The organism is Caulobacter endophyticus, from assembly GCF_029543245.1.
In the GTDB taxonomy this organism is placed as follows: Bacteria; Pseudomonadota; Alphaproteobacteria; order Caulobacterales; family Caulobacteraceae; genus Caulobacter; species Caulobacter endophyticus_A.
Genome location: NZ_JARQWV010000002.1, coordinates 68,002 through 94,783 on the forward strand (window position 1 = coordinate 68,002; position 26,782 = coordinate 94,783).

Genomic DNA, 26,782 nt, shown 5'->3' on the forward strand with positions numbered 1-26,782 from the left:
GATCCGGGACCCTGGGCCGCCGCACTGGGTCGGCAACTGGAAGGGCGGTCGATCCGGCCGCCGCGCCCAGTCCCCCTGGGTCCCGGATAAGCCCTGCGGGCTTTCCGGGATGACGCGTGTTTTGGACTTTGAATGGAGGGACCGATGGTTCGTGTAGCGTCCGCCGCGATCGTCGCGGCCTTGCTGGCCTCGCCGGCCCTGGCTCAGGACCCCAAGCCCATCGCGGCCGTGGCCGCCGGCGGGCCGGCCCAGGGAGCGGCGGCGACCGAGCTCTTGCTGGTGGACCGCGACGCCGACGACGGCGCCAAGGGCTCGCTGCGCTGGGCGATCGAGACCAGCAACGCCGAGCCTGGCCGCTATCGCATCGAGATCGCCGCCCCGGCCATCGTGCTGAAATCGGCCCTGCCGCCGATCAAGGGCCCGGTCAGCATCGAGGGCCAGGCCTTCGCCCGCACTGGCGGCCACAACGTGGTAGACGGCTCGGGCTACCTGCCGCGCGACCTGAAGTCCTGCCCCGGCATGGTCCAGGGCCAGTACGGCACCAATGTCCGCACCGCCAGCAATCCCGGTTTCGCTCTGGTCGACACCAAGGGCGTCAGCCTGCGCGGGCTGGAGATCCGGGGCTTCTGCATCGGCGTGCTGGTCTTACGCACCTCCAACGCGGTGATCGCCGACAATCGCATCGTGCGGAACATCGGCGGCGCGGGCGTGATGCTCAGCGGCGACGACGGCAAGGGCGGCTCGACCTCGCACACCACGCTCGACAACAAGGTGCTGCGCAACGCCTTCGTCGAGAACGGCGACGGCCTGGAACTGACGCGCGGCGCGGCCTTCAACCTGATCGCCGACAACAGCTTCGACGGGGGGACCGACAACCTGGAGCCTTCGCAGGGCATCGAGATCCTGTGGGGCAACGACAACACCGTCGTGGGCAACCGCTTTTCCAACTATTCCGACGGGCTGCAGCTGAACTGGGGCGCGCGCAACTACATCGGCGCCAACGTCTTCACCGGCAACGCCTTCGGGATCAGCGTCAGCGGGGCCGACAACATGATCGTCGGCAACGAAATCCGCGGCAACGGGATCGGCATCGCCGTGCGGCCCGAGGCCAAGGTCGCCGCCAACCGCATCAGCCGCAACGCGATCGCCGGCAACGGCAAGCCGATCAGGCTGTGCTCGGCAGGTGGCTCATGCGATCCGGCCATGGCGCGCGGCGGCATCGTCATCGGCCCGCCGGGCCTGGAGCACGCCAGCTTCGTCGGCTCGCGCGGCATGGGCGTGGTGTTCGACAAGGCCGGCGCGGCCCAGGTCTGTACGGCGCCGAACACGCCGGAGAAGTGCCATGCGACGCCGCAGTTCGGGCTGCTGCCGCCGAAGGTGAGCTCGGCTCGGGCGGTGGGCGGCAAGATGGCCGTGAAGGGCGAGGCGAGCGCGCCGGCCAATGGCGTGGTGTTCGTCGAACTGTTCGCCAGCCCCAAGGGCGGAACCGAGGGCGAGCGCTATCTGGGCACGCTGCAGGCGGTCGCCGACGGCCAGGGGCGGGCCGTGTTCGAGGGCCAGGTCGACGGCGTGGCCGCTGGCTCGGCGATCACCGCGACGACGACCACGGCGGCGGGGGCGACCTCGGCGTTTTCGGCGGCGGTGGTGGTGGGGCGGTAGAGGCTTCGGGACACCTCCCGCGCTCAGGATCCTCCCCCTTCTAGGGGAGGTGGCCCGGAGGGCCGGAGGGGGGACGTTTTCAGCTTTCGAGGCGGTGGAAGGTCAGCATCCACTTCCCCCTCCGTCGGCTTCGCCGACACCTCCCCCTTCAGGGGGAGGATCTAGTCAGCGCCTACGTCCCCTCCTTCATGAACGGCGCGACCGCGAAGATCTCGCGCTCTTCCTTGCGCGGATCATCGACCATCGCCGAGGTCTCGTTGACCACCAGGGTCGGCCGGCGGGGCAGGGTGTATGGCTCCCAGGCCGGGATCGCCGCGCAGTTGGGATCGCCGGTGCGGGCGAAGGCCGCGAAGGCCGCGCTCATCTGGTCGCGGACCTTGATCGCCGCCGGGCCGGTGCCGGTCAGCGCGCCCTTGGCGGCCAGCGTGCCGAACACCAGGGCGATGTCGTAGCTGTGGTAGGCGCCCATCCGGGGATCCGTCTGGGCGCCGAAGTCCAGCTGGTACATCCAGGCCGGGGCGCCGATGCGGGCGCGCTGCTCGGCCTGGATCAGGTGGCCCGGCCACGAGCGCCCGGCGGTGGTGATGGCGAAGAAGAGGTCCGACGGACTGGCCTGCGGATAGAGCGCCCGATAGCGGCCGACCAGGTATTGAGGCGACATGTCGAGCACCAGCTCGTTCTCCAGCCTGCCCGGCAGCTCGTCCCAGGTCAGGGCGAAGTTCTTGGGATCGCCGCCCAGGAAGGCCTTGGTCTCGTCGTGAGTGTTGCCGATGATCATCGGGATATGCCCGCTTTCGCGCGGGGCGTCGGGATAGAACGGGTGGCGCGGCAGCACCCCATGGTCCACGACAGACCAGAAGACGATGCCGCCCTTGCGCTCCAGCGGGTCGCGCATCTTCAGCGCCTCGACCAGCTGGGCGGCGGGCAGGGTCTTGAGCTTGTCGGTCTCGCCGGGCTTCAGGCCCAGCTTGTCCATGAAGGCGCGGGCGCGGATCGTGGCGTGGATCGGCCCCATGGCCGTGACGTGCTGGCCGCTCATGGTCGCGACCTTGTGGTAGAGGCCCGCCGCGCGCGGCATGGCCATCAGGGTCACGCACTTGGCCCCGCCGCCCGACTGGCCGAAGGTCATGACGTTGCCCGCATCGCCGCCGAAGGCGCCGATGTTGTCGCGCACCCATTGCAGGGCGAGGATCAGATCCAGGTTGCCGACATTGCCGCTGTCGGCCAGCTCGGGCCCGCCCAGCCGCGCCAGATAGCTGTAGCCGAAGGCGTTGAGGCGGTGGTTCACCGTCACCACCACCACGTCGTAGGTCTTGGCCAGCCATGTCCCGTCATAGAGCGGGCTGGAGCCCGACCCGTTCGCATGGGCGCCGCCATGCACGTAGAACATCACCGGCCGTTTGCGCCCGTCCGCCAGGCCAGGGGTCCAGACGTTGAGGAAGAGGCAGTCTTCGCTGGTCTGCTCGTCGGTCTTCAGCTGTGGCGAGGCCGGGCCGTAGGCGAGGGCGTCGGCGATCCCCTTCCAGGGCTGGGCGGCTTCCGACGGCTGGAAGCGACGCGACGAGGTGTCGGCGCCGTAGCGCACGCCCTTGAACACCTTGATCCCATCGACCTCGGCGCCGCGAACCCGGCCCGCCGTGGTGGTCGCCACCGGCGCGGCGCGACCGGCGGCGTTGACCTTCAGGGGCATGGCCAGGGCTGCGGCTCCGGCCAGCACGGCGCGGCGATCGAGGGTCATGGTCTTCTCCCGTCTTTTATCGTTGGGCCGAGCGCGGCCGACGGGAGGAGCGGCGCGTCAGCGCCCGTCCGGATCCGCCGGCGAGGCCTCGGCCAGGCAAAGGTCGATGAAGGTCTGCAGGATCGGGCTCTCGTTGTCCTTGCGCCAGGCCATGTAGAGCTCGACCGGCCGGTCGGGCGTGGTCTCGACTGGGCGGAACTGCACGTCGTCGAAGTGCAGGCTCATGGCCGACTCCGGCACGATCGCCGCCCCCAGGCCCGCGTGCACGAGGGCCAGCATCGAGTGGATCTGGGTGACGTGCTGCACATAGTTCGGGGCCACGCCGTGGGCGTCGAACAGGGTGGTCAGCATGTTGTAGAAATAGCCCGCGCCCTCGGGCGAATACATGATCAGCGGGCCGGCGTCGAAGTCGGCCAGGGTCAGGCTGGCCTTGACCAGGCGCGGGTCGCCGTTGGGCAGGGCGGCCACCAGGGGCTCGCTCAGCACGCGGGCGGTGGCGAACTCGGCGCGGTCCATCGGCGGGCGCACCAGGCCGATGTCGATCCGGCCGGTCAGCAGGGCCTCGACCTGCTCGCGGGTGACCATCTCGCGCAGCGTCAGGTCGGCGTTGGGCAGGCGGGCGTTGGAGAGGATCACCAGGCGCGGCAGGAAACTGTAGCCGGAGACGGCGGTGAAGCCGATGGCGATCTGGCCGGCGTCGCCGCTGGCGATGCGGCGGGTGGCCAGGGCCGCGCTTTCGGCCAGGCGCAGGATGCGGCGGGCCTCCAGCAGGAAGGCGCGGCCGGCGGGCGTGAGGCGCACCGAACGGCTGGTGCGGTCGAGCAGGGTGACGCCGAGGATGCGCTCCAGAAGCTGCACCTGCCGGCTCAGCGGCGGCTGGGTCATGTTCAGCCGTTGGGCCGCGCGGCCGAAATGCAGCTCTTCGGCGGTGGCGACGAAGCAGCGAAGCTGGCTGAGTTCGAACATCGGAAAGCGCCCGTCGACAACACCCTGGAGTCGCGAGGCTAGACGTTCGTTCGGCCCTATCGCCAGGGCCTTCTTTCCGGGCAGGGGCGAGAGCGCGTTCATCGCGGGCGCGGCGGGGGTCGATACGCCGGGCGCATCGACCCCGTCATCCTCAGCCCTGGACGCGGGCGATCAGGCCCTGAAGTTGCGCGAACTCGGCTTCGGTGAGGTCGGTCAGCGGCTGGCGCACGGGGCCGGCGTCGCGGCCGACGGCCTTCATGCCCGCCTTCACGATCGAGACGGCGTAGCCCTTGCCCTTGTTGCGCAGGGCGATGTAGGGCAGCACGAAGTCGCGCAGGCCGGTCATCACCGTCTCGCGGTCGCGGGCGCGCACGGCCTTGTAGAAGCCAAGCGCCCATTCCGGCAGGAAGTTGAAGATCGCCGACGAATAGGTCGTCACGCCCATTTCCAGATAGGGCAGGGCGAAGGTCTCGGCCGTCGGCAGCCCGCCGATATAGGTCAGGCGGTCGCCCATGCGGGCATAGACCCGCATCATCAGCTCCAGGTCGCCGACCCCGTCCTTGAAGCCGACGAGGTTGGGGTTGCGGTCGCACAGCTTCTCGAGGGTGTCCTCGTTGATGATGGCGTTGTCGCGGTTGTAGACGATGACGCCCAGGCTGGTGGCCTTGCAGACCGACTCGATGTGGGCGGCCAAGCCTTCCTGTGTGGCGTTGGTCAGATAGGGCGGCAGCAGCAAGAGGCCGTCGGCGCCGGCGGCCTCGGCGTCGCGCGCCAGGTCGGTGGCGATGGCCGTGCCGTAGCCGCAGCCGGCGATGACCGGGATCTTGCCGGCCGTCTCAGTGACCGCCGCGCGCACCACCTTGCCCACTTCCTCCGGACGCAGCGAGAAGAACTCGCCCGTGCCGCCGGCGGCGAACAGGCCGGCCAGCTCGTGATCCAGCATCCAGGCGCAGTGCTGGCGATAGGGCGCTTCCAGGAACTGGTGCTGGGCGTCGAAATGGGTGACGGGGAACGACAGCAGGCCGCCGCCGAGCTGGCGGGCCACGTCCGTCGGCGACATCTGGCTCATGAAGTCCTCTCCGAGCGACGGCCTGTTCCCGAACGCCGGGAGGCCGTTTCTTGAGGCTGACGGTAGAGAGCCGCTCCGCCGGGGTCTAAGCCAAAGGCGCTATCGACCGATACCGGAATTGGCTCGATGGCCGGACGCCGAAAACCGTTCCCCGAACCCCGCCTGCGCGGTGAATTCCACCTTCGGACGTGCCTCTGGGTTTGAACTCGCGGATAGAGTTGCCCTCAAGTATCTTTCGACGTTCATCTTTGTAGCCGGGTTGTCGAAGCCATCGTTTTCCCGTTTCGGGAAGTAATGCGGCCTTTGGTCGCGGCGACACCCTCTGGAACTGCTGCTCAATCAGCCATACGGCCTCGCTTGTAGGTCCATACGCGTAACAGATAGCATCGGCCGTCCGCGCTCATTGGAAAGCTTGACTGTAAGAGTGGAAGGTTCAACGGCTATGACAGCAGCGCAGCCATGGCCGTTGTTCGACGACCAAGACTCGCGAGTGCTGGCATGACGGGCGGGGTTTCGGCCAAGTCGCTGCTGGAACGAACGATGCTGCGCGTCGGGGTGGTGCTGCTGGTCGCCGCCTTCCTGGCCGTCGCCGTCGTGGCGATCGTCGTCCCGCTGAGCTTCAAGGATCAGGCCCTGTTCGCCGGCGCGACCATCGTCGGCGTGATCGTCGCCAACCGGCTGTCGCAGTCCAAGCACCTGACCATCGCCCTGTGCATCGTCTCGGTGATCGTCAGCACCCGCTATCTGTGGTGGCGCACCACCGAGACCCTGCATTTCCGCAACGCCGCCGAGGCGTTCTTCGGCACGGGCCTGTACCTGGCCGAGATCTACGCCTGGCTGATCCTGCTGCTGGGCTACCTGCAAACCGCCTGGCCGCTGCAACGCCCGGTGCGGCCGCTGGAGGGCGCGCCCCACACCTGGCCGCGGGTCGACGTCTATATCCCGACCTACAACGAGAGCCTGGAGATCGTGCAGGACACGGTGCTGGCCGCGCTGGGGATGGACTACCCGCGCGACCGCTTCAAGGTGTACCTGCTGGACGACGGCCGCCGGCCCGAGTTCAAGGAATTCGCCGAGAAAGCCGGGGCGATCTACATGACCCGTCCCGACAACTTCGGGGCCAAGGCCGGCAACCTGAACCACGCCCTGGAGCAGACCGACGCGGAGCTGGTCTGCATCTTCGACTGCGACCACATCCCCACGCGCGCCTTCCTGCAGATGACGCTGGGCTGGTTCCAGGAAGACCAGCGCCTGGCCCTGTTGCAGACGCCACACCACTTCTACTCGCCCGATCCGGTGCAGCGGAACATCCAGACGGTGAAGGACATCCCGGGCGAGGGCGACCTGTTCTACGGCGTCGTCCAGCCGGGCAACGACCTGTGGAACGCGGCCTTCTTCTGCGGCTCCTGCGCGGTGATCCGCCGCTCGGCCCTGGAGGAGACCCACGGTTTCGCCCACGAGACCGTCACCGAGGACGCCCACACCGCGCTGAAGCTGCAGCGCAAGGGCTGGAACACCGCCTTCCTGGAAATCCGCCTGTCGGCGGGCCTGGCGACCGAACGCCTGGCCCTGCACATCGGCCAGCGCATCCGCTGGGCGCGCGGCATGACCCAGATCTTCCGCGTCGACAATCCGCTGATGGGCAAGGGCCTGACCGCCGCGCAGCGGCTCTGTTACCTGAACGCGATGCTGCACTTCCAATTCCCGCTGCCGCGCATCGTGTTCCTGACCTCGCCCCTGGCCTTCCTGCTGCTGGGCTTCAACATCATCAGCGCCTCGGCCCCGGTGATCCTGGCCTACGCCCTGCCGCATCTGGTGCACTCGATCGTCACCAACAACCGCATGCAGGGCGAGGAGCGCATGGCGTTCTGGGGCGAGATCTACGAGACCCTGCTGGCCTTCCACCTGGTGGCTCCGACCATCGTCACCCTGTTCGCGCCCAAGCGCGGCAAGTTCAACGTCACCGACAAGGGCGGGCGGCTGGAGAAGGGCTATTTCGACTGGTCGCTGATGTGGCCGCACGTGGTGGTCGCCGGCCTGCTGATCGCGGGCCTGTGCTGGGGCGTGTGGAAGCTGCTGACCGCCGAGCCCGACTTCGTGCTGGTCGGCACCCTGGTGCTCAACACCTTCTGGACGCTGTTCAGCCTGCTGGTGCTGCTGACCGCCATCGCGGTCGGCCGCGAGACCCGCCAGGTGCGCCAGCACGTCCGCATCGAAGCCTTCCTGCCCGCCCGCCTGCGCCTGACCAACGGCGAGGTGCTGGACGTCGAGACCCGCGAGGTCTCGATGGGCGGGCTCTCGGCGATCGTTCCCGACGGCTTCTGGGGGAACGAGCGCCACATCGACACGGTTGAATTCCTGCAGGACGAGCGCGCCCGCCAGTTCAAGGCCCGCGCCGTCATGTTCGACAAGGGGGTCTTGAGAGTGCAGTTCCTGCCGCTCGGTTTCGCCGAACGCCGCGACCTGGTGCGCAACGTCGTCGGGCGCGCCGACGCCTGGCAGCCCAACGCCCACTGGGCGCCGGTGCGGCCGCTGGCCGCCCTGGCCGGCCTGGTGCGGGCCAGCGCCAGCATCCTGTTCTGGTGGCGGGCGGCCAAGCCGGCGGCCCTGACGCCGCGCTCGCGCGCCGGCGGTCCCGACGGCGGGACGGCGGTGATCCTGGCCGGCGCGCTGCTGGCCGGCGCCCTGGGCTGGACCGGCCAGGCCAGGGCCCAGGTCGCGCCGCCGGCCGAGGCCGCCGCGCCCGCGCCGACGGGATCGACCCGCGTGCTGACCCTCAAGGACCTGGGTTTCGGCCAGCCGCTGCGCCTGCGCGGCGTGCAGGGCGAGGCCGGGGTGGACTTCACCCTGCGCCGCGACGAGGTGGTCACGGGCGCGCGTTTGGTGGTCAACGGCGCCTATTCGCCGTCGCTGCTGGGCGACCTGTCGCAACTGGCCGTCACGCTCAACGGCGAGCCGGCCGGCACGGTGATGCTGACCCCCGACCGCGCGGCCGGAACCGAGTGGTCGATCCCGATCGATCCGGCCCTTTTCCTGCGCGACAACAATCTCAATCTCCGCTTCATCGGTCACTACACCCGCGCCTGCGAGGACCCTCAGCACTCGTCGCTGTGGATGAACGTTTCCAACCAGCGCTCGCGCCTGGAACTGACGATCACGCGCCTGCCGGGCCAGCCCGACCTGTCGCAACTGCCCGGGCCGTTCTTCGACAAGGGCGGCGGCAAGCTGGTCCTGCCCTTCGTGTTCGCCGAGACGCCGTCCGACGCCGTGCTGCGCGGGGCGGGGGCGGCGGCCTCCTATTTCGGCATGCGGGCCAGCTATCGCGGCTTTGCTTTCCCGACCCTGATCGGCGCCCTGCCGGCGGGCGAGGGCGTGGTGTTCGGCCAGTCGGGCCAGACGATCGGAGGCCTCGTCCTGCCGCAGGTCAATGGCCCCACCCTGGCGGTGGTCGCCAATCCGCAGGCCCCCGAACGCCGCCTTCTGCTGGTGATCGGCCGTGACACCTCCGAGATCCGCCGCGCCGCCCTGGCGCTGAGCATTTCCCAAGGCGGTCTCAGCGGCGCCATGGCCCAGGTCGACACCGCCCTGATCGCCCCGCGCGCGCCCTATGACGCGCCGCGCTGGCTGCGCATGGACCGCCCCGTGCGGATGGGCGAGCTGGTCGACGCCCAGCTGTTGCAGGCGCCGGGCCTGTCGCCGGCCCCGGTCACCGTGCCGTTCCGCGTGGCCCCCGATCTCTTCCTGTGGCCGGTGCAGGGCGCGCCGATGCGCGTGCGCTATCGCTATCCCAAGGGGCCCTGGTTCGATCGCGAACAGTCGCGCCTGGACGTGTCGCTGAACGGCCAGTACCTGCGCTCGTATCGGCTCAGCGCCCAGGACCGGACCGCCGAGGTGCGCGGCCTGTTCAACCGCTTCGCCCGCAACGAGCACAGCCTCGATTTGCCGCCGTACCTGCTGTTCGGCGCCAGCCAGCTGCAGTTCTATTTCGACATCAAGAGCAACAAGACCGGCGCCTGCCAGGGCCAACTGCCGACCAACGTCCACAGCGGCATCGATCCCGACAGCACCATCGACCTGAGCGGCGGCCGCCACTTCGCGGCCCTGCCGAACCTGGCCTTCTTCGCCAGCGCCGGCTTCCCGTTCACCCGCAACGCCGACCTCGACAAGACCACCGTGGTGCTGGACGCCAACCCGGCCGCGGCCGACATCGAGGCGTTCCTGAACCTGATGGGGCGCTTCGGCGACGTCACCGGCGCGCCGGTGACGCGGGTGGCGATCTCGCGCTCGGCCGACGCCGACTCGCTGAAGGGCCGCGACGTGCTGCTGATTGGCCGGCCCGAGACGGCCCGTCGCCTGACCGGCCTGTTCGCCGGCGCGCCGGTGGCTTTCGACGCCGACCGCCTGCGCCTGAAGACCGCGGCCCTGGCCGAGCGGGTGTTCCTGATGGCCAACGGCGAGGCCTCGGCCGCGCGGGAGCACGCCGACGACCTGCTGGTGGCCGGCGACGGCTTCGAGGGCCTGGTCAGCTTCCGCTCGCCCTATGACGGCGACCGGGCGGTGGTGGCCGTGCTGGCCAGCGATCCGGCCCGTCTGCCCGCCGTGATCGCCCGCCTGGACGATCCGGCCCAGAACGCCCGCGTGCAGGGCGACCTGGCGGTGGTCACCGAGGAGGGCTTCGCAAGCTTCCAGGTGGGCAAGCAGTTCCACACCGGCGACCTGCCCTGGTGGGTCTACATGATGTGGTGGCTGAGCCAGCGTCCGCTGCTGCTGGCCGTCTCCATCTTCGGCGTCGGCCTGGTGCTGTCGTTCCCGATCATCTTCGCGCTGAAGTCCGTCGCGCGCCGTCGCCTCGAAGGGGGCAGCCACAAGTGAAGACCCTGCGTCGCATGTCCGTAGAGGCCGCCCTGGCCGCCATCCTGATGGCGGGCGGGACGGCGAGCGTCGCCGAGGCCCAGACCGGAAGCGCTGCGGTGTCGGCCCTGGTGCGCCAGGGGGACTTCTGGAGCCAGAAGGGCCGCAAGGACCTGGCCGCGGACGCCTACAAGCGCGCCCTGGCCGCCGATCCCGGCAACGCCGCCGCCAAGCGCGGCCTGGCGGCCCTGGACGCCCCGCAGCGTCCGGGCGCCGGCGCCCCGGCGGCGGCCGGGGGCGGCGACCTGGCCCGCGCCCGGTCCCTGGCGCAGAAGGGCGACAGCGCCGCGGCCGCGGCCGCCTATCGCCAGGCCTTCGGCGGCGCCAATCCGCCCGACGCCCTGGCGCTGGAATACTACCAGACCCTGGCCGGCGCCCCCGGCGGCGTCGCCCAGGCCCAGACCGGCCTGCGCGCCCTGGCCGCCCGCAAGCCCGGCGACCAGAACGTGCAGCTGGCCCTGGGCCAGGCCCTGACCTATCGCGAGGGCAGCCGCCGCGAGGGCGTGGCGCTGCTGGCCCGCCTGGCGGGCGGCGGCGGGGCTGTCTCGGGCAAGGCCGCCAGCGCCTGGCGCCAGGCCCTGACCTGGATGGACGACAGCCCGCGCAACGCCGACCTGTTCGGCGACTACCTGGCCGCCCGTCCCAACGACGCGGAGATCTCGCGCAAGCTGGCGGCCGCCAAGGTCGCGCCCAAGGCCAGCGCCGCGGCCCCCGTCGATCCGTCGGCCGGCGATCGCGCCAAGGGCTTCCAGGCCCTGCAGGCCGGCGACGCCGCCGAGGCCGAGCGCCGCTTCCAGGCGGCCCTGTCGCGCCGCGCCGGCGACGCCGACGCCCTGGGCGGCCTGGGCCTCGTGCGCCTGCAGGCCCAGCAGTTCACCGAGGCCGCCGATCTGCTGACCCGGGCCGGCCGCGCCAGCCCCGCCAGCGCCGGCCGCTGGAAGGAGGCCCTGACCAGCGCCCGCTTCTATTCCGGCTTGCAGACCGCCCAGGCGGCGCTCGACCAAGGCCAGGCGGCCAAGGCCGAACAGACCCTGCGGCCGCTGACCGCCCAGACCTATCCCGACCGCCTGCTGGCCTCGAACCTGCTGGCCGAGTCGCTGCGTCGCCAGGGCAAGGCCGCCGAGGCCGAGAGCGTCTATCGCCAGATCCTGGCCGCCGCCCCGACCCAGGCCGAGGCCCAGCAGGGCCTTGTCCAAGTGCTGCTCGACCAGGGCCGCACGGCCGAGGCCGAGACGGTCGCCGCCGCTTCGCCGGCCCTGGCGCCCGACGCCAGCGGCCAGAACCTGCTGCGCGGCCGCATCGACCACGAGCGCGCCAACCAGCTGTGGGCCAATGGCGACCTGTCGGGCGCCAACGCCGCCTTCGAGAGCGCCCTGGCCTCGGCGCCGAGCGATCCCTGGGTGCGGCTCGACTTCGCCCGCTTCCTGGCCGGGCAGGGCGAGGCCCAGGCGGCCGAGGGGCTGATGTCCCAGGTCTCGGCGGGCAGCGCCCCCGAACAGATCCACGCCGCCGCCGTCTTCGCCGACCAGCAGGGGCGGCCCACCGAGGCCCTGGCCCTGCTGAACCGCGCGCCGGTCGGGCGGATGACGCCCGAGATGACGTCCTTGCGCGGCCGGCTGGAGATCGACGCGGCCATCGATCAGGCCCGCGAGGGCGGGGGCGTGGCCACGCTTCGCGGCCTGGCCGCCCGTCCCGGCCTGTCGGTCGACGCGCAAGGGCGCCTGGCCTCGGCCCTCTATGACCTGGGCGACCGCCAGACGGCGCTGTCCATCGCCCAGCGCACCCTGGTCGAGGGCGTCACCGAAAGCCCGGCCAGCTATGACGGCATGGTCGCGGTGCTGGCCAAGGCCGGCCGCGACGCCGAGGCCGCTGCCATCATCCGCCAGGCCGCCACCCGGGCCGGAAGCTCGCCGGAGGCGAGCCGCGCCGTCGCCGACCTGACCGCCACCCTGGGCGCCGAGCGGGCCGACCGTCTGCGCGCCGCCGGCGACCTGGCCAGCGCCTTCGACGTGCTGTCGGCCGCCTTCGCGGTGGCCCCCAAGAACACCCGCCTCCTGGCCCCGCTGGGCCGCGTCTATCTGGACGGCCGGATGTACGGCGAGGCCGCCCAGGCCTATGGCGTGCTGCTGCGCGCCAAGCCGGGCGACAAGGAGGCCCTGATCGGCCTGGCCGACGCCTCGGCCGGCAAGGGTGACCTGGCCGGCGCCCGCCGCACCCTGGCCCAGGCCATCGCCGCCTCGCCGCGCGACGCCGACCTCTATCTGGCTTCGGCCCGGGTCGAGCGGCAGGCCGGCAACGAGCGCGGCGCTCTGGAGGCTTTGCGCACCGCCAAGCTGCTGCGCGAACGGCGGCCGACCTTCGGCTCGGGCCTCGACGCGGTGCTGGCGCCGGGCGGCTCCAACGCGACGCCGGGCGGGGGGCTGGGACCCAACCCGTTCACCAGCGGCGGCGTTCCGGCCCGCACCTCGCCGGTGCTGCCGGTGGCGGCCAGCCGCTACGACCTGATGGGTTCGGCCGCCGCCGCGCCGCTGCTGGGCGTCGACGTCGCCTCGGGCGGCGATCAGCTGGCGGGTGTGCTGACCCCGGCCGCGCCGGCGTCCGCCCCCTCCTATGCGAGCCCTTCCTACGCCGCCAATGGCGAGCGCAATTTCGCAGGCTTGGCCTTCCCGTTCACCGGCCGCAACGGTCGCGCGGGCGAGGCGGCCTCGCCGCGTCCGACCACAAGCGTGGCGCCCGCGCCGGGCAATCCGTTCGTGGCCCCGGCCGAGCGCGACCCGGTGGTCGGCGACATTGACCGCCAGATCGCCGAGATCACCGCCCGCACCGCCGCCCAGGTCTCCGGCTCGGCCCAGATCCGCACCCGCTCGGGCGAGGCGGGCCTGGGGCGGCTGCACGAGCTGTCGGCCACCGCTTCGGCATCCGCCAACCTGGGCGAGGCGCGGTTCACCGCCACGATCTCGCCGGTCAGCATCGACGGCGGCACGCCCTCGGGCTCGGCCGAGCAGCGCTACGGCGGCAACCAGATCGTCAACGCCCGCGCCATCGTCGGCGAGTTCGCGCCGGTCTATCGCGCCGCCTCGCCGCAGAGCGCTTCGGGCGCGTCGGTGAATCTCGCCCTGGAAGCCGGGCCGCTGAAGGCCGACATCGGCACGACCCCGATCGGCTTCGGCGACGTCGACGTGGCCGGCGGCGCAACCTTCTCGCCGCGCCTGGGCGCCAATGGCCAGGGCAAGGCCTGGATCGAGCGGCGCCCCGTCACCGACAGCGTGGTGGCCTATGCCGGCGCCCGCGACCCGGTCACCGGCCAGCGCTGGGGCCGCGTCATGCGCACCGGGGGCGGGGTCAGCCTGTCGTACGACGACGGCTATTCGGGCCTCTATGGCGACGCCAGCTACAGTCACTACGACGGCGAGCACGTGGCCGACAACGACGGCTACCAGGTCAATCTGGGCGGCTATATCCGGCCGTATCGCCGCGGCGAGACCGAGGTGCAGGTCGGCTTCAACCTCAACCAGCAGGGTTTCGACAACAACCAGAACTTCTTCAGCCTGGGCCATGGCGGCTATTTCAGCCCCAAGACCTTCACCAGCCTGACCGCGCCGATCAGCGTGGCGGCCAGACAGGGGGCCTGGAAGTTCAAGGGCGCGATCGCTCCCGGCTACCAGACCTACAACCAGGCGGGCGCGGCCTATTTCCCGATGGACGCGGCCCTGCAGGGCGAACTGACCACCCTGGCCCAGGCCGACGCCGACGTCTTCCCGCGCTACCTGGCCCAGAGCGCCAGCGGCTTCGGGATCTCGGGCGGGCTGTCGGCCGACTACCAGTTCCGGCCCGGCGCCAGCATCGGCGGCGCGGTCAATTTCAACACCTTCGGCGTCTACAACGAGACCGCGGTCAGCGTGGGCGTGAAGCAGATCCTCGGCGGAGAAGGCGGCCGATGAGCGCCAGCGAGTTCGATCCCCGGTCCAAGGACCTCGGCTACCTGCGTCGGCGCAGGGTCAGCAGCCAGTGGGCGCCGTTCCTGGCCGCGCTGGCTGAAGAGTTGGCGGCCGTCGCCGACAAGGGCGCGGTCAAGCGCTTCCTGTGCGCCACCGGCGAGCGCATGGCCCGCCGCCACGCCCTGCCCAAGCTCGAGACGCTGGACGAGCTGGAAGTGCGGCTCAACGAGATCCTCGACGCCATGGACTGGGGCTGGGTGCAGCTCGCCGTGGCCGAAGACCACATCCTCATCACCCATGGGGCCTGTCCGAATGTTCTCGAAGACGACGACAAGCGCGCCTGGCCGCCGCTCATGGCCGAGCTTCTGGCGGGCGCTTACGGCGCCTGGCTGGCCGCGCAGGGAAGCCCGGGCGGGGTCACGACCTGCCGCGATCCCCTGGCTTCTCCGCTGGTGTTCGAGCACCGCGTCTAGGCTGGCGGCGGTGGTGCTGGTGGCGGCGGCTGGAGGCTCAGGCGCCTGCGCGCGGCCGCCGGACGACTGGGCGCAGTTCAAGGCGACCTATGTGCAGCCCGACGGCCGCACCATCGATCCCGAGAACGGCGGGGTCAGCCACAGCGAGAGCCAGGGCTGGACCATGCTGCTGGCCGAGGGCCACGGCGATCGCGAGGCCTTCGACAAGGCCTGGGGCTGGACCCGCGCCAATCTCGTCCGCAAGAACGCGCCACTGCTGGCCTGGCGCTACGATCCCCGGGCGACGCCGGCCGTCGCCGACGAGAACAACGCCTCCGATGGAGACGTCCTGGCGGCCTGGGCCCTGCTGCGGGCCGGGCGGCGCTGGAAGAACGAGGAATACCTGGCCGCCTCCAGGGCCATGCGCGAGGCGGTGGCCGAGCGGCTGGTGGTCGAGGTCGGCGGCCGCACCGTGCTGCTGCCCGGCCTGGAAGGCTTCCGCAGCCCGGCGGGGGTGGTGACCAACCCCTCCTATTTCGTGCTGCCGGCGCTGAAGGACTTCGCCGTCGAGGACGGCCCTGCGGCGCCTTGGCGCACCCTGGTGGCCGATGGGGTGAAACTGGCCTGGGAAGGGCGGTTCGGCGCTCAGAACCTGCCGCCGGACTGGCTTCTGGTGCGCAATGACGGAGGCTTGGCCTTAGCGCCTGAAAAACCTCCATTATTCGGTTTCGAGGCCATTCGCGTGCCCCTTTACCTGGCCTGGGGAGGCGAAGATTCGCTCGCTCGCGAGGCGGCCGGGTATTGGCGCGGAAAGATTCAAGCCCAAAAGCCGCCACCGGCATGGGTCAATATGTCCGACGGGCGGGAAGCCGACTTTCCGTTATCAGGAGGCGGTGTCGCCATCGCCGCTCTGGCCTTGAACGACCCGTCGATCCGGGCGCTGCGGGGAGCGTCGCAGGATCGCACGTACTACTCTTCGGCCCTTGGCCTGCTCGCCGACATGGCGGGGCGGGAGAGGGGCGGCAAACGACCTTAACCCCGTACCGCTGGAAGCGGTGGAGCCGAACCATGGCTGGCGACGTCAACCGACTGTTCTCGATGATCAACCAGGCGAACCTGCCCTACCAGGTGTTCGAGCAGGTCTTCGACGATGCGGCCCCGGTGGTCGAAGCCCAGGCCGTGCTCAGCGAGGGCGAGGCCATGGCCCTGGCCCTGCGCAATGTCTTCGGCTGCCCCCCGGCCGCCAACGAAGACGCCGTGACCGTCGAGGCCGGATTCCTCAAGGCCTATTGCGAGCCGCCCCCAGCGCCCGTCGCCCCCGCGCCCGTTCCCGAAACCGCCGCTCCCGCCGCCCGCCTGGACGACATCTTCCGCCGCATGGTCGCGCGCGGCTAGAACCGCACCCACAACCGGCGCGCCACAAGCACTTGTCGGTGCGCAAGAGGGACAACCGACTAAGTTGTTGATCTAACTCAGTTGGCCAAACTCCACCATTAAGCCGGGACCATCTAACGCCGTCCCTGGATGGTCCTCGACCACCTAAAGATGACCCCATTCAGTATCATCTTCGACTGTGCGGCCCGGGCACGTCAAAACAGGACGTGGAGCTTCCTCATCCGCATTCTGAAAAGGCGGGCGTCTGGCAGGTGTGGCCAACCACCGAGTTCGTACCTGGTCGTTGGCCGCAGCCCGCTACATCGGCCGGCCGAACGGAAACTTCGAAGCGAAGTGTTCCTCAACGGCCGCTCGCGACCAGAAAGGCCCGAGGGTTCTTCCGATGCCATGTTCTTTCGCGAGCGCCTCGCGTAACGCTGGCGAGACGCGCCAGCGCCAACTGATCTCGCGCGAGCTGATTATGCTTTGCCCCAGTACGGCCACCTCTTGGAGTGTCGGGCTTTTGGAGAGATGCTTTTCCGCCAGGAGCCAGGACAAGTCCCGAGGAAAGCAGTTGAGATAGCTCTCCACCTCGATCCTGGTCATTGGCGACTCGGACAGCTCCTCTGACGCAAGGTCCGGGACCTCCAACAGCTCTGGGAGGCGTCGCCCAAGGATCTCCCAGGCCAACGCCTGTGGAATCTGGAGCTTCCCGATGTGGAGGCCAGTCGAAATCTCTTCGTCGCAATAGAGAGGGATTTGCCGAGCCAACACCGCTCGTAGCATCGTCCCCCAAGGCTTTTCTTGGCCGCCAATGCCATGGAAAACGTCCTCGATAGGCCAAACCGGCACTTCCGGAGTCGGAACGCGGCGTATCGCTAGGAGCCGGCCGAGCACTTCTTCCGCAGCGCTTCGATCAAGCTGGGTGTTGGGATGCAGCGCCTTCACCATTGGATCCTGGTTTCGAGGCAAGACACCCAGGCTGACCGACTGGGCAACTCCGCGGACGGGCAATCCGAAAGCGCGGGAAAACTCCTGCAATGACATTCGGCTCTCCAGCCGGCGCGCGCAGCTGCTCACCTCCCTTGGATCGAGCCACTGACATTTGCGCACGACGCCACGGCCTTTTGGCGCCCCGATAAGCCCCTCGTCGATCAGCTTGCGCAGGTCGCGGTTCTCCAGCCGCAGTTGCTGTGCCGCCTGGCGAAGCGTGAGCTGTCCGCCGCCTTCTCGTTTCTGGCGAAGCCGCGTGGGCCCGTGCGGACACGGTTCCCAATCGGAAAAAAGCCGCTGATAGATCCCAACCGAGTTGCCGCCGTAAGCCCGGACAGTTTGGAAAAACTTCGGCAGCGCCTCGTTTGCCGCGCCCATCAGGTCGAAAAATGACTCCGGGTATCGACAGATGATGTCCATGCCAGCCGCCATGTAGGCGGTCTTCTTGCTTGGCGAGCACACCCTCAATTTCATCCGGCTTCGCATCAGGGCAATTGCTCTGGCGAAGACCATCGCCAACTCGAAGACCTCGAGCGGCGAGCAGTTCTCCAGATGAGGCGGGAGCGTCAGGCGCGGGGAAAGCCGCAATGCAGGGTCCCGATTGACCAACCCCGCCATCAAGGCCAGCGGGGCCCGTTGCCTCTTTGGGACCGAAGTTGCTGCGGCGGTCCGAAGGTCGAAACCACAGTGATCGCACTGCTCTATCGCTAGCACCTTCTCCCATCCCAATCGCCGCTGACAGGCAGGGCAATGGTCTATGAGAACCTCCCAGCTTTCCGGGCAGAAGGGCAGCTGGAGCATCCAGCTCGCCCGGTGATATGGCGCCGCGCGTAACGCCGCCGGCGAAACCCGCCGAGCAACCATGCTGACAAGCTCTCGATATCGATCGAGTTCCGGATCGTGTCGACCGGTCAACCGGCCCAGCTGCTCTTCGTCCAGCCGGAGACGCCAAGCCAGTGGCCCGCGATCCTCCAGAGCCGCTTGTAGGCCTCCCCCCAACAAGTGGGGGAAGGCCATGCTCAGGAGGAACTGCTTGCGGCTGTCGAAGTGGTTCCAGGCCGCCAGTCGTGCGGTAAAGCCGTGGAAGCTCTCGTTGTCGAAGGGCGTCAGGCCAAATAGCAGCCGATTTTCCCTGGCGACGACATGCTCGACGACCTCCCTCATGCGACATCTTCCTGGGACAGGACGTCCACGGGATCGCGGAGAAAGGGGTTTGTTGCGGTTATGCCATTGGGAATGGCCCACCGATCAACCGCGAGCGCGAGATCGTACTTCTCGATCCGGGTGGCGGCCCGTCGAAGGGCGATTTCGAGCGCGATCTCCACAAGCCGCGATACTCGCCCGATGACCCCGTCGCTGACCGCATGAAGACATGCCAGGACGAAGGGGTCCTCAAGACAGCTAAGCTCTTGGAAGACCCCTTTCTTGACCATGGACTGGTTGAGGAGTGTCGCGTAGCCGGCAAGGAGCGCCCGATCTGCCGAAAGTTGCAAATCCAACGGCTTGAAGTCACAGGGAGATATCAGCCGACCGCCAAGTTGGACGTTCCGCGTGAACAGACCATTGGCTTCTTCGGTGCCTAGAAAGACGATCGGTACTACTCCGTCATCCAGCAGCCTTTTTAAGCTGTCGGTGACATCGCTTCTCTCCGAGTTACGATAATTCAGATGCTGGATTTCATCGATAATCAGCAGCTCCGTGCCGAACCGCTCGAAGCACGCCTTGACCCGCATCTTGAGGGACTGCTCAGTTCCGCGCGACGAATGGCAGTCCCCGAAATACTCCAAGATCGAAATCATCAGCCTCTTCGATGTGGCCGCCCTTTCCAGCGTGACGAACACAATCGGCACGCGATCCGCGGTCCTAGGCGTTTTGGCCAGGAACTTATGGATGAAGGCCAGCATCGCTGCGGTCTTGCCCGAACCTGAAGGCCCAAGCGCGCGCATCCCCTTCTGCGGCCGCCCCCGTGTGGCGCGACCTAGCTCCACCAAGTAAGCGCACCACTCATGGAGAGAGATGTGCGGAGGATAGGCGATATAGATTTGTTGAAAGAGGGCGACCTTTCGGGCGATTTCCAAGGAATTCATAGGTCGATCTCCTTCCAGGTGGACAGATCGACCGTGAAGTCCGCGATCTCGCCTGTTTGAGGCTTCAGGTGCGCATGGTCTTGGATAGCCTTGGCTCTTCTGGGCTTGGGCGGCTTTCGCTTCTTGGTTCGAGCGGGACGAGACGGCTTGCGGCCCTCGTCGCTTCGCACGGGCGCGAGAAGGTCATGCTCGATGACCGGGGCCAGGCCATCGTGCCGCGGTGGGGCATAGGCAAGCGCAACGCCGCCGTCCGACAGCGATTGGATTTTAGGTGAGTTCAGCAACCGGGCCATGGCGCGGCGCTCTTTGCCCTTAAGCGTCGGAGCCAAGTCTTCCAGCTTACGGATCATCTTCGCCCGAACGAGCAGGCGATCAGCTTCGCTGCTGAATTCCTCTCCCTTCAGGGCAGCCCATTCCCGAAGGCGCCGATGATGCCAGAGCGATATGCCCTGAGCGTAGCGCTCATCTTTGCACGGCAGCGTCACATAACGGTTGGTGTGTCGGTTCCAGACGTGGATCTCCGAAAGGCACGCCGGATTGTATTTGACCTTCACCCGGGCGGTTGCGGAGCCCTTGCGACGGGATCTAACCGGCTCGTAGCCAATTAGGTCTTCGAGCAACGCGGAGACCTTGGCTTCGTCGTGGAAGGTCAGACCGAATAGCTCAACACCGGATCTGGTGATGCGGCAGGGGTACCTCACCGCTCCCAGTATCTTATCCAGCTCGGCATCGTCGCCGATAACGTCGATGCCGTCGGCTTTGGCGCTCTCCTTCCAGAGCTGGGCGGGGGGCGAGCTCTGCCCGCGCGGTGGCGTGATGTGGTAGAGGGTGATCGCGTCCCAGAGCAGCTCCTCAAGCTCGCTCAGCGTGAGGACCGCATCCTTTTCAGGGTCGTATCCAAACTCGCGCAGCACCTCGGGTTTGAGGACGCCGCCGGGGAGTTTTTCATTGAGCAGCGAGTTGAGCGTACCAAACAGACGCTCGACGATAGCCTTGTAGGTCTGCGAGCCAACCGGAGCGAGGCGTAGAGAGATGCCCGCATCGATCAGCCCATCTTCCATCGCAACACCGGCGAACTCACGCCCGTTATCGACCACGATCTCGTCGAAGCGCCCGAAGATGCTCCGCAAATCGGGAAACTGATCGGCCGATTGCGGAAGGTGGACCTTCGGCCGGTTGGCGCGCTTGATGCACTCCATGACGGAGTAGATTGAGGGCTGCTCGAAAGTGAGCACGATGCCGACGACGCAACCGCTGTACACGTCAATGATTGCCGTCAGCCAAGGGCGTCCGAGCGGCAGCATCTCGACGCCGTCGAACACTGCCACGCCGTCCAACTGCGTATGATCCATGGCGCCAATTTGTAGAATTCGAGTAGCGCTTAACCCCTTTCCGCAGGCCTTGAATTTTGTGTTCGCAGCCCTGAGGCCATACTTTTCTCGGACGGTTTCGAAGCTCTCTGCCCTGCGGATTTCCTTGCGCAAGGTTTCGCGGCATGGTCGCTCAAGCTCAGGGAGCACAGCGCTACCCTTCCGCTGCGCGTTGATCTGCGACAGGCTTTCCGAGAGCCGAGCATATGCATCGGTGATGGACCAACGGCGGCTCGACCAGAACCAAAGCGCGGCTTGGTGAACTTCCGCTTTCACCTCTGGACAGATACGCGGCCGTCGTTTTACGCGGCCTGACATCGACACCATTTGCGACAGCGTTCGATCCCCTGGAACGCCACGCTCATCCATCCAGCGCCTCGCGGCGCGTGGTGACGGCTGCCCAGAGAATTTCGCGACCCGGTCCGGGTGCGCCGCCCAGAGCTTGGCCAAGGCGAGGCGATAGGATCTGTCGCTTCTGGGCGTTTCGGGCAGCGCATCGAGCCCGCGGACCACGAAGGCGCGGAGGTTGGCCATTGGGTCCATTTGCGCGGCTTCGTCCGGACCGAGTTCTTGTAGGGCCGCCCTTCGCCGGACAGGTGGCCCTTGGGGGTCACGCAGTCGTTTCAGGTCGCCTTGGGCAAAGGCCTCGATCGCCCACTGGACATCGGGCGCATGCAGTTCGCCGTCATCGCCCTCGATCTGGAACGGGCCCAGCCTCGCCTCATCCAGGAAATACAGGAGATCGTCGCCAAGATGACGCTCGAACCGCAGGCGCTTGCCGAGATACGACCAGCATTCGCCAGCGTTGAAACGGATCGAAATGCTCATCGGAAAGCCTCCCGCTCACCAGGGCGATGCGTAATCAGCGACACGCAGCTTTCGGCGGACAGTCTCGAAGACAGGTCGATCTTGACCAGTCGCCGGACCATCATGGCTTGTGAGATCGCCAGTCCCCTCGGCCCCGCGCCGATGACGCCGGCCAGACGCCCCAGGGTGGTTTGGCCACCTTCTTGTTCGATGTGCTCAAGGGCCCGATAGGCGTCGACCTGGTCGAACCGGACCATCCGCCGAGACTGGATCTGGTCGACGTTTGCGTAGACTTGGTGGGGTTCGAAAAGCTGCTTCTGGCTCAGGACGCGAAGCCGCCAGCCTAGTTTCGTGCAGGCGTCGCGAACGGCGTCGAGCTTTTCGGCATAGTCGGGCGACAGCAGTTGTCGCAGCCGGCCCTTGGCCTCGAGCACCTCCACTGTTCCGTCATCGAGCAGTCGGACGCAGTCGGCGATGTAGATACGCTTGGCGCCGTCGATCACGAATTCGAAGCGGAAGGGCTGTGACCGGTAGTCGACAACGGTCGTATCGACCTCGCAGTGCTTCAACAGCGCCAGTTCGTTCATGCCCTCGTAGGGTAAGGCTCGTCCGGCTTTCCGGCTGTTGTAGAACCCTGTGACCATGACGCGCCGGCCAGTGAGCACGCTGCGGATTGCTGAACCGTCGGGAGCCAAGACCACCGTCGCCGAGGGCAGGAGCGGACGACTGTTGGTGTCCCTCCCTGGCTTCGATAGCGGCGCCAGCAGCGCATCTAGCAGGCTAGGCTGGGATGATTTCAGTTCGTCGTGGATTGTTTGGCCGGGGCTCTGCCCGTTTTGCCAGTCGGTTGTGTGGATGTTCATTTGGACCTCTTCTGTTTGCGGAAGAGGCGGAGCACAGGCGTGTTTCATCGATCGCTCTGGCAGCGGCCGTTGACTTCATCGCGATGTCGGGAGAGAGTTCCGATCGCTACGCAAGCGCGTTTCGGATTCGCTCCGGAACTGGTGGCCGAGGAGGCGGGAACCTCCTCGGCAACACCAGCTGCTCCGCCAGATGGCGGATTGAGTTAGCTGAACCTCATATTTCTCTCCTTAGGCCCGAAGCGGCGGCGCTAGGCGTTCAGGCATAGCTTCGCCATGTCGCCGACAGTGGATGCGCTGAGCGAGCCACGATGACAGCGTGGGCTAAGTCAGTTCGAAAATTCGAGTCCAGGCAAGGGATTCAAGTTGACGGCGTGGCGGAAATTAAGAAATTAGAATTACAAAATTCGCGACGACTGGCGACGTCGTTGAGTGTGTACTTAAGACCACATTTTCAATGATGATTTTGCGGCGTGGCGGTGTTCAGTTCGGGTGGTAGGGTCGCCTGCGCCACTCATTCCAAGATTTATGGTAATCTCGGAAGGCGCTTAGCTGAGGAGCGTCCGCAATCTCTACGCGGCGGAGTACCTCGCCGCAGGCCTGAATGATCTTGGGCACGGGCCCTGGAGCGTTCTGGTCCAACAAGCGGCAGCTCCATATTGCCAAATTGGGCATTCCTTGAAACTGAAGCTCCCTGAGAACGCTCGGCACATCGCTATGGCGGGAGAATTCTCGAAAAAATCTCACCGCCTCAATCTCTCGCGTTGGTCATATCGAGCTGCCCTTGATAGCTACCAGATAGGGTTCGCTCGGTGCTCCCAATGCCGCAATGTCGGCAATTGACGCTAAGGCGACCTTGGGAAGGTCCGCTCTCCGCAGAGAGGCTCGAGCGGCAGCGGCCGGTCTCGCGTTCAAGGGCCGATCGACAAAGTCTCCAACCGAACAATGTCCGTGGGAGCGCGCCTCCACCATCTTTACGTGCGCTTCTCCCAAGGGCTACGCTACGGGCGAGTCAATGGGGTGGGCATGACTAACAAGAACCTGAAGATTTCCCAGCTGAAACTGGATCTTGACAACCCGCGCATCAACAAGGCCGCCGATCAGCACGAGGCGATGCAGAAGATCATCGACGATGGCGATAATAAACTTGCGAATCTCGCTGAAAGCATCGTTGACGCTGGCAGGCTCAATCCGATGGAACGTCTCCTAGTCATGGCTGACGTCGACGGGAAATTCATCGCGCTTGAAGGTAATCGCAGAACCTTGGCGTTGAAGCTGCTCGCCAAGCCAGCGCTGATGGGCGGACTTAAGGTGAGCAGCGCCTTTCGCAAGCGTATCGAGCGTCTGTCCGCTCGTTTCGATCGAACCTCAGTCGAGCCGATCTCCTGCTTTGTCGTCCCCGATCGCGCCGAGTCAGCGACTTGGATCGAGCAGCGCCATAGTGGCGAAGACGAAGGCCGAGGGGTCGTTAGGTGGTCCGCCGAGCAGGTCGCTCGTTTCTTGGGTAATGACCCTGCGCTCCAAGCTCTGGAGTTCGTTCGGCTAAGCGAGGGACTCACCAGTGAAGAGAAAGAAATACTGTCGGGCAAGTTCCCAATTACTACCCTCGACCGCCTTCTCTCGACACCATCAGTAAGAGTGGCGATCGGCTTCGATGTGATGGACGGCAAGCTGGTGACGGGGCTGCCCAAAGCTGAAGCGATCAAGCCGCTTAAGCGCATCGTCCTCGATCTTGCTAGCAAGAAAATGCGAGTAACCGCGCTTAAGTCGGTCAAGCAGCAGAATGATTACGTGGCGATCGTGCTGGCAAGTGACGGTCCCGACCTGAGCCAAGCATCGAATGAGCTGAAGTCCCTGGACAGTATCGGTCTGCCTGGTGCGACATCTCCCGCAGTTCCGTCCAAGCCTCGCCAGCCTCGTCCTCAGAAGGTTGCAGAAAGAACGGTCATCGTTCCTGGTCATTGTAGGCTAAATATCACAAATAACAATACGGGCGACATCTATGGCGAGCTTCTTAAGCTTAAACTTAGATCAAATCCAAATGCTATAGCAGTGCTTTTGCGTGTGTTTATGGAGAATTCAACGGACCATTACCTGGTCGCGCACGGAATCACATTAAAATTTCAACCGAACCCTGGCGCGCGCGAGCGCTACAAGTCCCTCGACTTGAAAGTCCGAGAAGCGGTGGACCACATGGTCGCCGCCGGTGCAGAGAGCGCCAATTTCGACGGCGTTAGGCGTGCGCTCAGCAACGCCAACCATCCTCTTTCGATTGACCTGCAGCACGCGTACGTGCACAACCGTTACGTTACCCCTTCTGAGCGCGACCTCATCGTCGCTTGGGATAACGCGCAAGCATATTTCGAGAAAATTTGGCCATGATTGAAGGGGCGAAAGCGCCGAATACTTGGTGAATTTACGCAGCTTCATATGCTGAGGCGTGGGGAAGAAGCAGATTGGCTCGTGAAGTTTCATCACGACTTCTCTATATGGTTTCGATATTGGATGTGCTGCGCATGTTCGGGGGCGGCCTGCCTTCGGGCCGCATATCTGAAATAATGATCGACCTAAATTTGGCACGCCCCTCGGATGTGGCTGTGGTGCAGCCATCCGGCGAGACTCGCTTTGCCAAGGAAATTCGCTTCGCTCGACTAGAGCTCGTCGCGGCGGGGCTTCTAGACTGCCCTGAATCCGGATTCTGGGCTCTGTCTGACGACGGGTGGAGTACATTGCTCACTGTTGACGACGCCCGCGCAATTGTAACTGCTCGAAGACATGACGTGCGAACTGCTGGCAAGGGCGCTGGCACCTTGGTGCAGGGGCCTACGACCGGTCCGGCTCCAGGCAGTTACACCGCTGTCATCAGCTACGATGCGGAAGTCCCATCATTTGTGTACGTCCTACAATTTGGTAGTAGTGACGTATGGAAGGTCGGCCGTGCTAAGGATGTCTCGGTCAGGTTGAGGCAGATAAACAAACATGTACCGTTTGAGATATTAGATCAAAATTGGTGGGTTTTCGCGAAAGTGAAATGCGCCAGTTTTCGCGATGCTCATTTTAGTGAGCAGTTCCTGCTATCGATATTAGAATCTTCGCGCACTGTTGGAGAGAGGATTCGTTGCCCTCAAGACAAAATAGTCGATGCTTGGAGGCGTTGTCTGGCACATACAACGATGATCCGCTTCCGCCCTGACGGCGTTAGGACAACCCGGAGTGAGTGTTTCGAGGCGCTCTGATCGACCGTTGGCGATGCGAGCGCCAGGCTGTCCGGGCCATAAGGGCTTGGCGGGGCCGACCCGCCGACCTTACGATTGACTCGGAATCTTCCCAAGTCCAAAGGAGCCGGCGGCTTGTGGGTGGGTGGCCGGCCGACTCTCTCCGTCAACTATTTGCGAGGGCTTCAGATGGCCGATGGTAACCCCCCATTTCCGCCTATTGGTCAGGCGGAGAAGGTATCGGTCGAACTCCTCGATTTCGACGTTAACAACCCGCGCTTCACTCCTGACAAGCAGCCTTCTGGGTCCGGTGACAGCGCCGTGATCTCCACGCTCGCTTCATCCGCGGATCTGTCCGAACTTATTCAGTCCATATCGACCAGCGGTTACATCAACATCGAGCCCATCATCGTCATCGAGCGAAACGGGCGGCTTGCAGTCCTTGAGGGCAATCGGCGCCTCGCCGCCGTAAAAGCGCTGCGCGATCCGGAACTGGCGAAGGAGGCGCGTATTTCGACGCCTCCAATGGAGGCGGCGCAGCGGGCGACGCTGAACGAGATCCTCGCCTATCGCGTAGCCAATGAGGACGATGCACGCGACCTTATTGGCTTTAAGCACATCAACGGACCACAATCGTGGGACGCTTTCGCCAAAGCGCGGTTCGCCGCCAGGTGGCTGGATGACGAGCATGTGAAGAGGGACGCGGGCCAACCTCATCTTTCACTTCAACAGATCGCATCGAGGATGGGGGACCAGCACATGACCATGCACCGCATGGTCGCAGCGCTGTATGTTCTCGACCAAGCTGAGCGAAACAATCTCTATGAAATCGCCGATCGCAAGAAGAAGGCTTTCAGCTTCTCACACCTTTACACCGGCCTAGGCTACGAGGAATTCACCAACTATTTGGGAATGGAGCGGCCGGACCGGGGAGCCGATCCTGATCGCGCGCCTGTGCCGGAGGAAAATTTCGGCGAGTTGCGCAATCTTTTGACGTGGCTCTATGGGTCTAAAGAGCGGGATCTAGAGCCAGCAGTAAAAAGCCAGAATCCTGACTTGCGGCGCCTGCAGGAAGTCCTTGGTTCGCCTGCGGCGACTAGCATCCTGGCCGAACGCAACAGCTTGGACGAGGCAGTCATTGAAGCTACGCCTGTCGATATCCGTTTCCAGAAGCACTTGATCAACGCTAACGCCGAGCTGGCTCACGCGGTCAAGAACCTCGAAGGGTTCGATCCATCTACGCAGCCGGAACTCCAGAAAATTGCGGAGTCGACTGTTAAGAGGGCCAACCTTGTAAAGATGAATATCGATGCGGCCATAGCCGGCCTGGCGACTGATTAACC

Annotated in this window: 16 protein-coding genes; 9 read left to right on the forward strand and 7 right to left on the reverse strand. The window is 66.1% G+C overall.

Features of this window, described 5'->3' with window-relative positions; translation table 11 throughout:
* The first annotated feature begins 144 nt into the window (after positions 1 to 144).
* Positions 145 to 1,659, forward strand: coding sequence for a right-handed parallel beta-helix repeat-containing protein (locus P7A99_RS02410; RefSeq protein ID WP_277792353.1), 1,515 nt, complete (start codon positions 145 to 147; stop codon positions 1,657 to 1,659).
* A gap of 172 nt (positions 1,660 to 1,831) precedes the next feature.
* Here P7A99_RS02410 and P7A99_RS02415 read toward each other — a convergent pair whose 3' ends face one another.
* The 3 genes from P7A99_RS02415 to kdgD form a co-directional block, all read right to left on the reverse strand.
* The gene (locus P7A99_RS02415; RefSeq protein WP_277792354.1) at positions 1,832 to 3,397 is read right to left on the reverse strand and encodes a carboxylesterase/lipase family protein; all 1,566 of its coding nucleotides are present in this window, start codon (positions 3,395 to 3,397) and stop codon (positions 1,832 to 1,834) included.
* 57 nt (positions 3,398 to 3,454) lie between these two features.
* Positions 3,455 to 4,363, reverse strand: coding sequence for a LysR substrate-binding domain-containing protein (locus P7A99_RS02420; protein WP_165799317.1), 909 nt, complete (start codon positions 4,361 to 4,363; stop codon positions 3,455 to 3,457).
* Between the two features lie 151 nt (positions 4,364 to 4,514).
* Entirely contained in the window at positions 4,515 to 5,432 is a 918-nt protein-coding gene (gene kdgD / locus P7A99_RS02425; RefSeq protein WP_277792355.1) for a 5-dehydro-4-deoxyglucarate dehydratase, read from the reverse strand.
* 498 nt (positions 5,433 to 5,930) lie between these two features.
* Between kdgD and bcsA the strand changes: the two genes are divergently transcribed.
* The 5 genes from bcsA to P7A99_RS02450 are packed head-to-tail and all read left to right on the forward strand — an operon-like array spanning position 5,931 to position 16,128.
* Entirely contained in the window at positions 5,931 to 10,304 is a 4,374-nt protein-coding gene (gene bcsA / locus P7A99_RS02430) for a UDP-forming cellulose synthase catalytic subunit (protein WP_277792356.1), read from the forward strand.
* A 14-nt stretch (positions 10,305 to 10,318) separates the two neighbouring features.
* Complete coding sequence (locus P7A99_RS02435) at positions 10,319 to 14,284, forward strand: cellulose biosynthesis protein BcsC (RefSeq protein ID WP_277792357.1); 3,966 nt, start codon at positions 10,319 to 10,321, stop codon at positions 14,282 to 14,284.
* Positions 14,281 to 14,754: a cellulose biosynthesis protein BcsD gene (gene bcsD / locus P7A99_RS02440; RefSeq protein ID WP_277792358.1), complete on the forward strand. Its 474-nt coding sequence runs from the start codon at positions 14,281 to 14,283 to the stop codon at positions 14,752 to 14,754. Before P7A99_RS02435 ends, bcsD begins: the two co-directional genes overlap by 4 nt.
* 19 nt (positions 14,755 to 14,773) lie before the next feature.
* Positions 14,774 to 15,769 carry a glycosyl hydrolase family 8 gene (locus P7A99_RS02445; RefSeq protein ID WP_431307633.1) on the forward strand — a complete coding sequence of 332 codons (996 nt, stop codon included), beginning with the start codon at positions 14,774 to 14,776 and terminating at the stop codon, positions 15,767 to 15,769.
* A 32-nt stretch (positions 15,770 to 15,801) separates the two neighbouring features.
* Positions 15,802 to 16,128 carry a hypothetical protein gene (locus tag P7A99_RS02450; protein WP_277792360.1) on the forward strand — a complete coding sequence of 109 codons (327 nt, stop codon included), beginning with the start codon at positions 15,802 to 15,804 and terminating at the stop codon, positions 16,126 to 16,128.
* 297 nt (positions 16,129 to 16,425) lie between these two features.
* Here P7A99_RS02450 and P7A99_RS02455 read toward each other — a convergent pair whose 3' ends face one another.
* From P7A99_RS02455 to P7A99_RS02470, 4 genes are read right to left on the reverse strand one after another with little or no spacing between them, the layout of a single operon-like run.
* On the reverse strand, positions 16,426 to 18,264 hold the full coding sequence (locus tag P7A99_RS02455) for a hypothetical protein (RefSeq protein ID WP_277792361.1): 1,839 nt from the start codon (positions 18,262 to 18,264) through the stop codon (positions 16,426 to 16,428).
* Positions 18,261 to 19,187 carry a TniB family NTP-binding protein gene (locus P7A99_RS02460; protein WP_277792362.1) on the reverse strand — a complete coding sequence of 309 codons (927 nt, stop codon included), beginning with the start codon at positions 19,185 to 19,187 and terminating at the stop codon, positions 18,261 to 18,263. The genes P7A99_RS02455 and P7A99_RS02460 overlap by 4 nt, the downstream gene beginning before the upstream one ends.
* Entirely contained in the window at positions 19,184 to 21,385 is a 2,202-nt protein-coding gene (locus tag P7A99_RS02465; protein WP_277792363.1) for an integrase catalytic domain-containing protein, read from the reverse strand. The genes P7A99_RS02460 and P7A99_RS02465 overlap by 4 nt, the downstream gene beginning before the upstream one ends.
* A complete protein-coding gene (locus tag P7A99_RS02470) occupies positions 21,382 to 22,227 on the reverse strand; it encodes a TnsA endonuclease N-terminal domain-containing protein (RefSeq protein ID WP_277792364.1) in 846 nt (281 codons plus the stop codon). The genes P7A99_RS02465 and P7A99_RS02470 overlap by 4 nt, the downstream gene beginning before the upstream one ends.
* A 1,023-nt stretch (positions 22,228 to 23,250) precedes the next feature.
* Between P7A99_RS02470 and P7A99_RS02475 the strand changes: the two genes are divergently transcribed.
* From P7A99_RS02475 to P7A99_RS02480, 3 genes are all read left to right on the forward strand, one after another.
* Entirely contained in the window at positions 23,251 to 24,606 is a 1,356-nt protein-coding gene (locus P7A99_RS02475) for a hypothetical protein (protein ID WP_277792365.1), read from the forward strand.
* A 107-nt stretch (positions 24,607 to 24,713) separates the two neighbouring features.
* Positions 24,714 to 25,460 carry a winged helix-turn-helix domain-containing protein gene (locus P7A99_RS25165; protein ID WP_431307636.1) on the forward strand — a complete coding sequence of 249 codons (747 nt, stop codon included), beginning with the start codon at positions 24,714 to 24,716 and terminating at the stop codon, positions 25,458 to 25,460.
* 168 nt (positions 25,461 to 25,628) lie between these two features.
* Positions 25,629 to 26,780, forward strand: coding sequence for a ParB N-terminal domain-containing protein (locus tag P7A99_RS02480; RefSeq protein WP_277792366.1), 1,152 nt, complete (start codon positions 25,629 to 25,631; stop codon positions 26,778 to 26,780).
* Positions 26,781 to 26,782 lie beyond the last annotated feature (2 nt).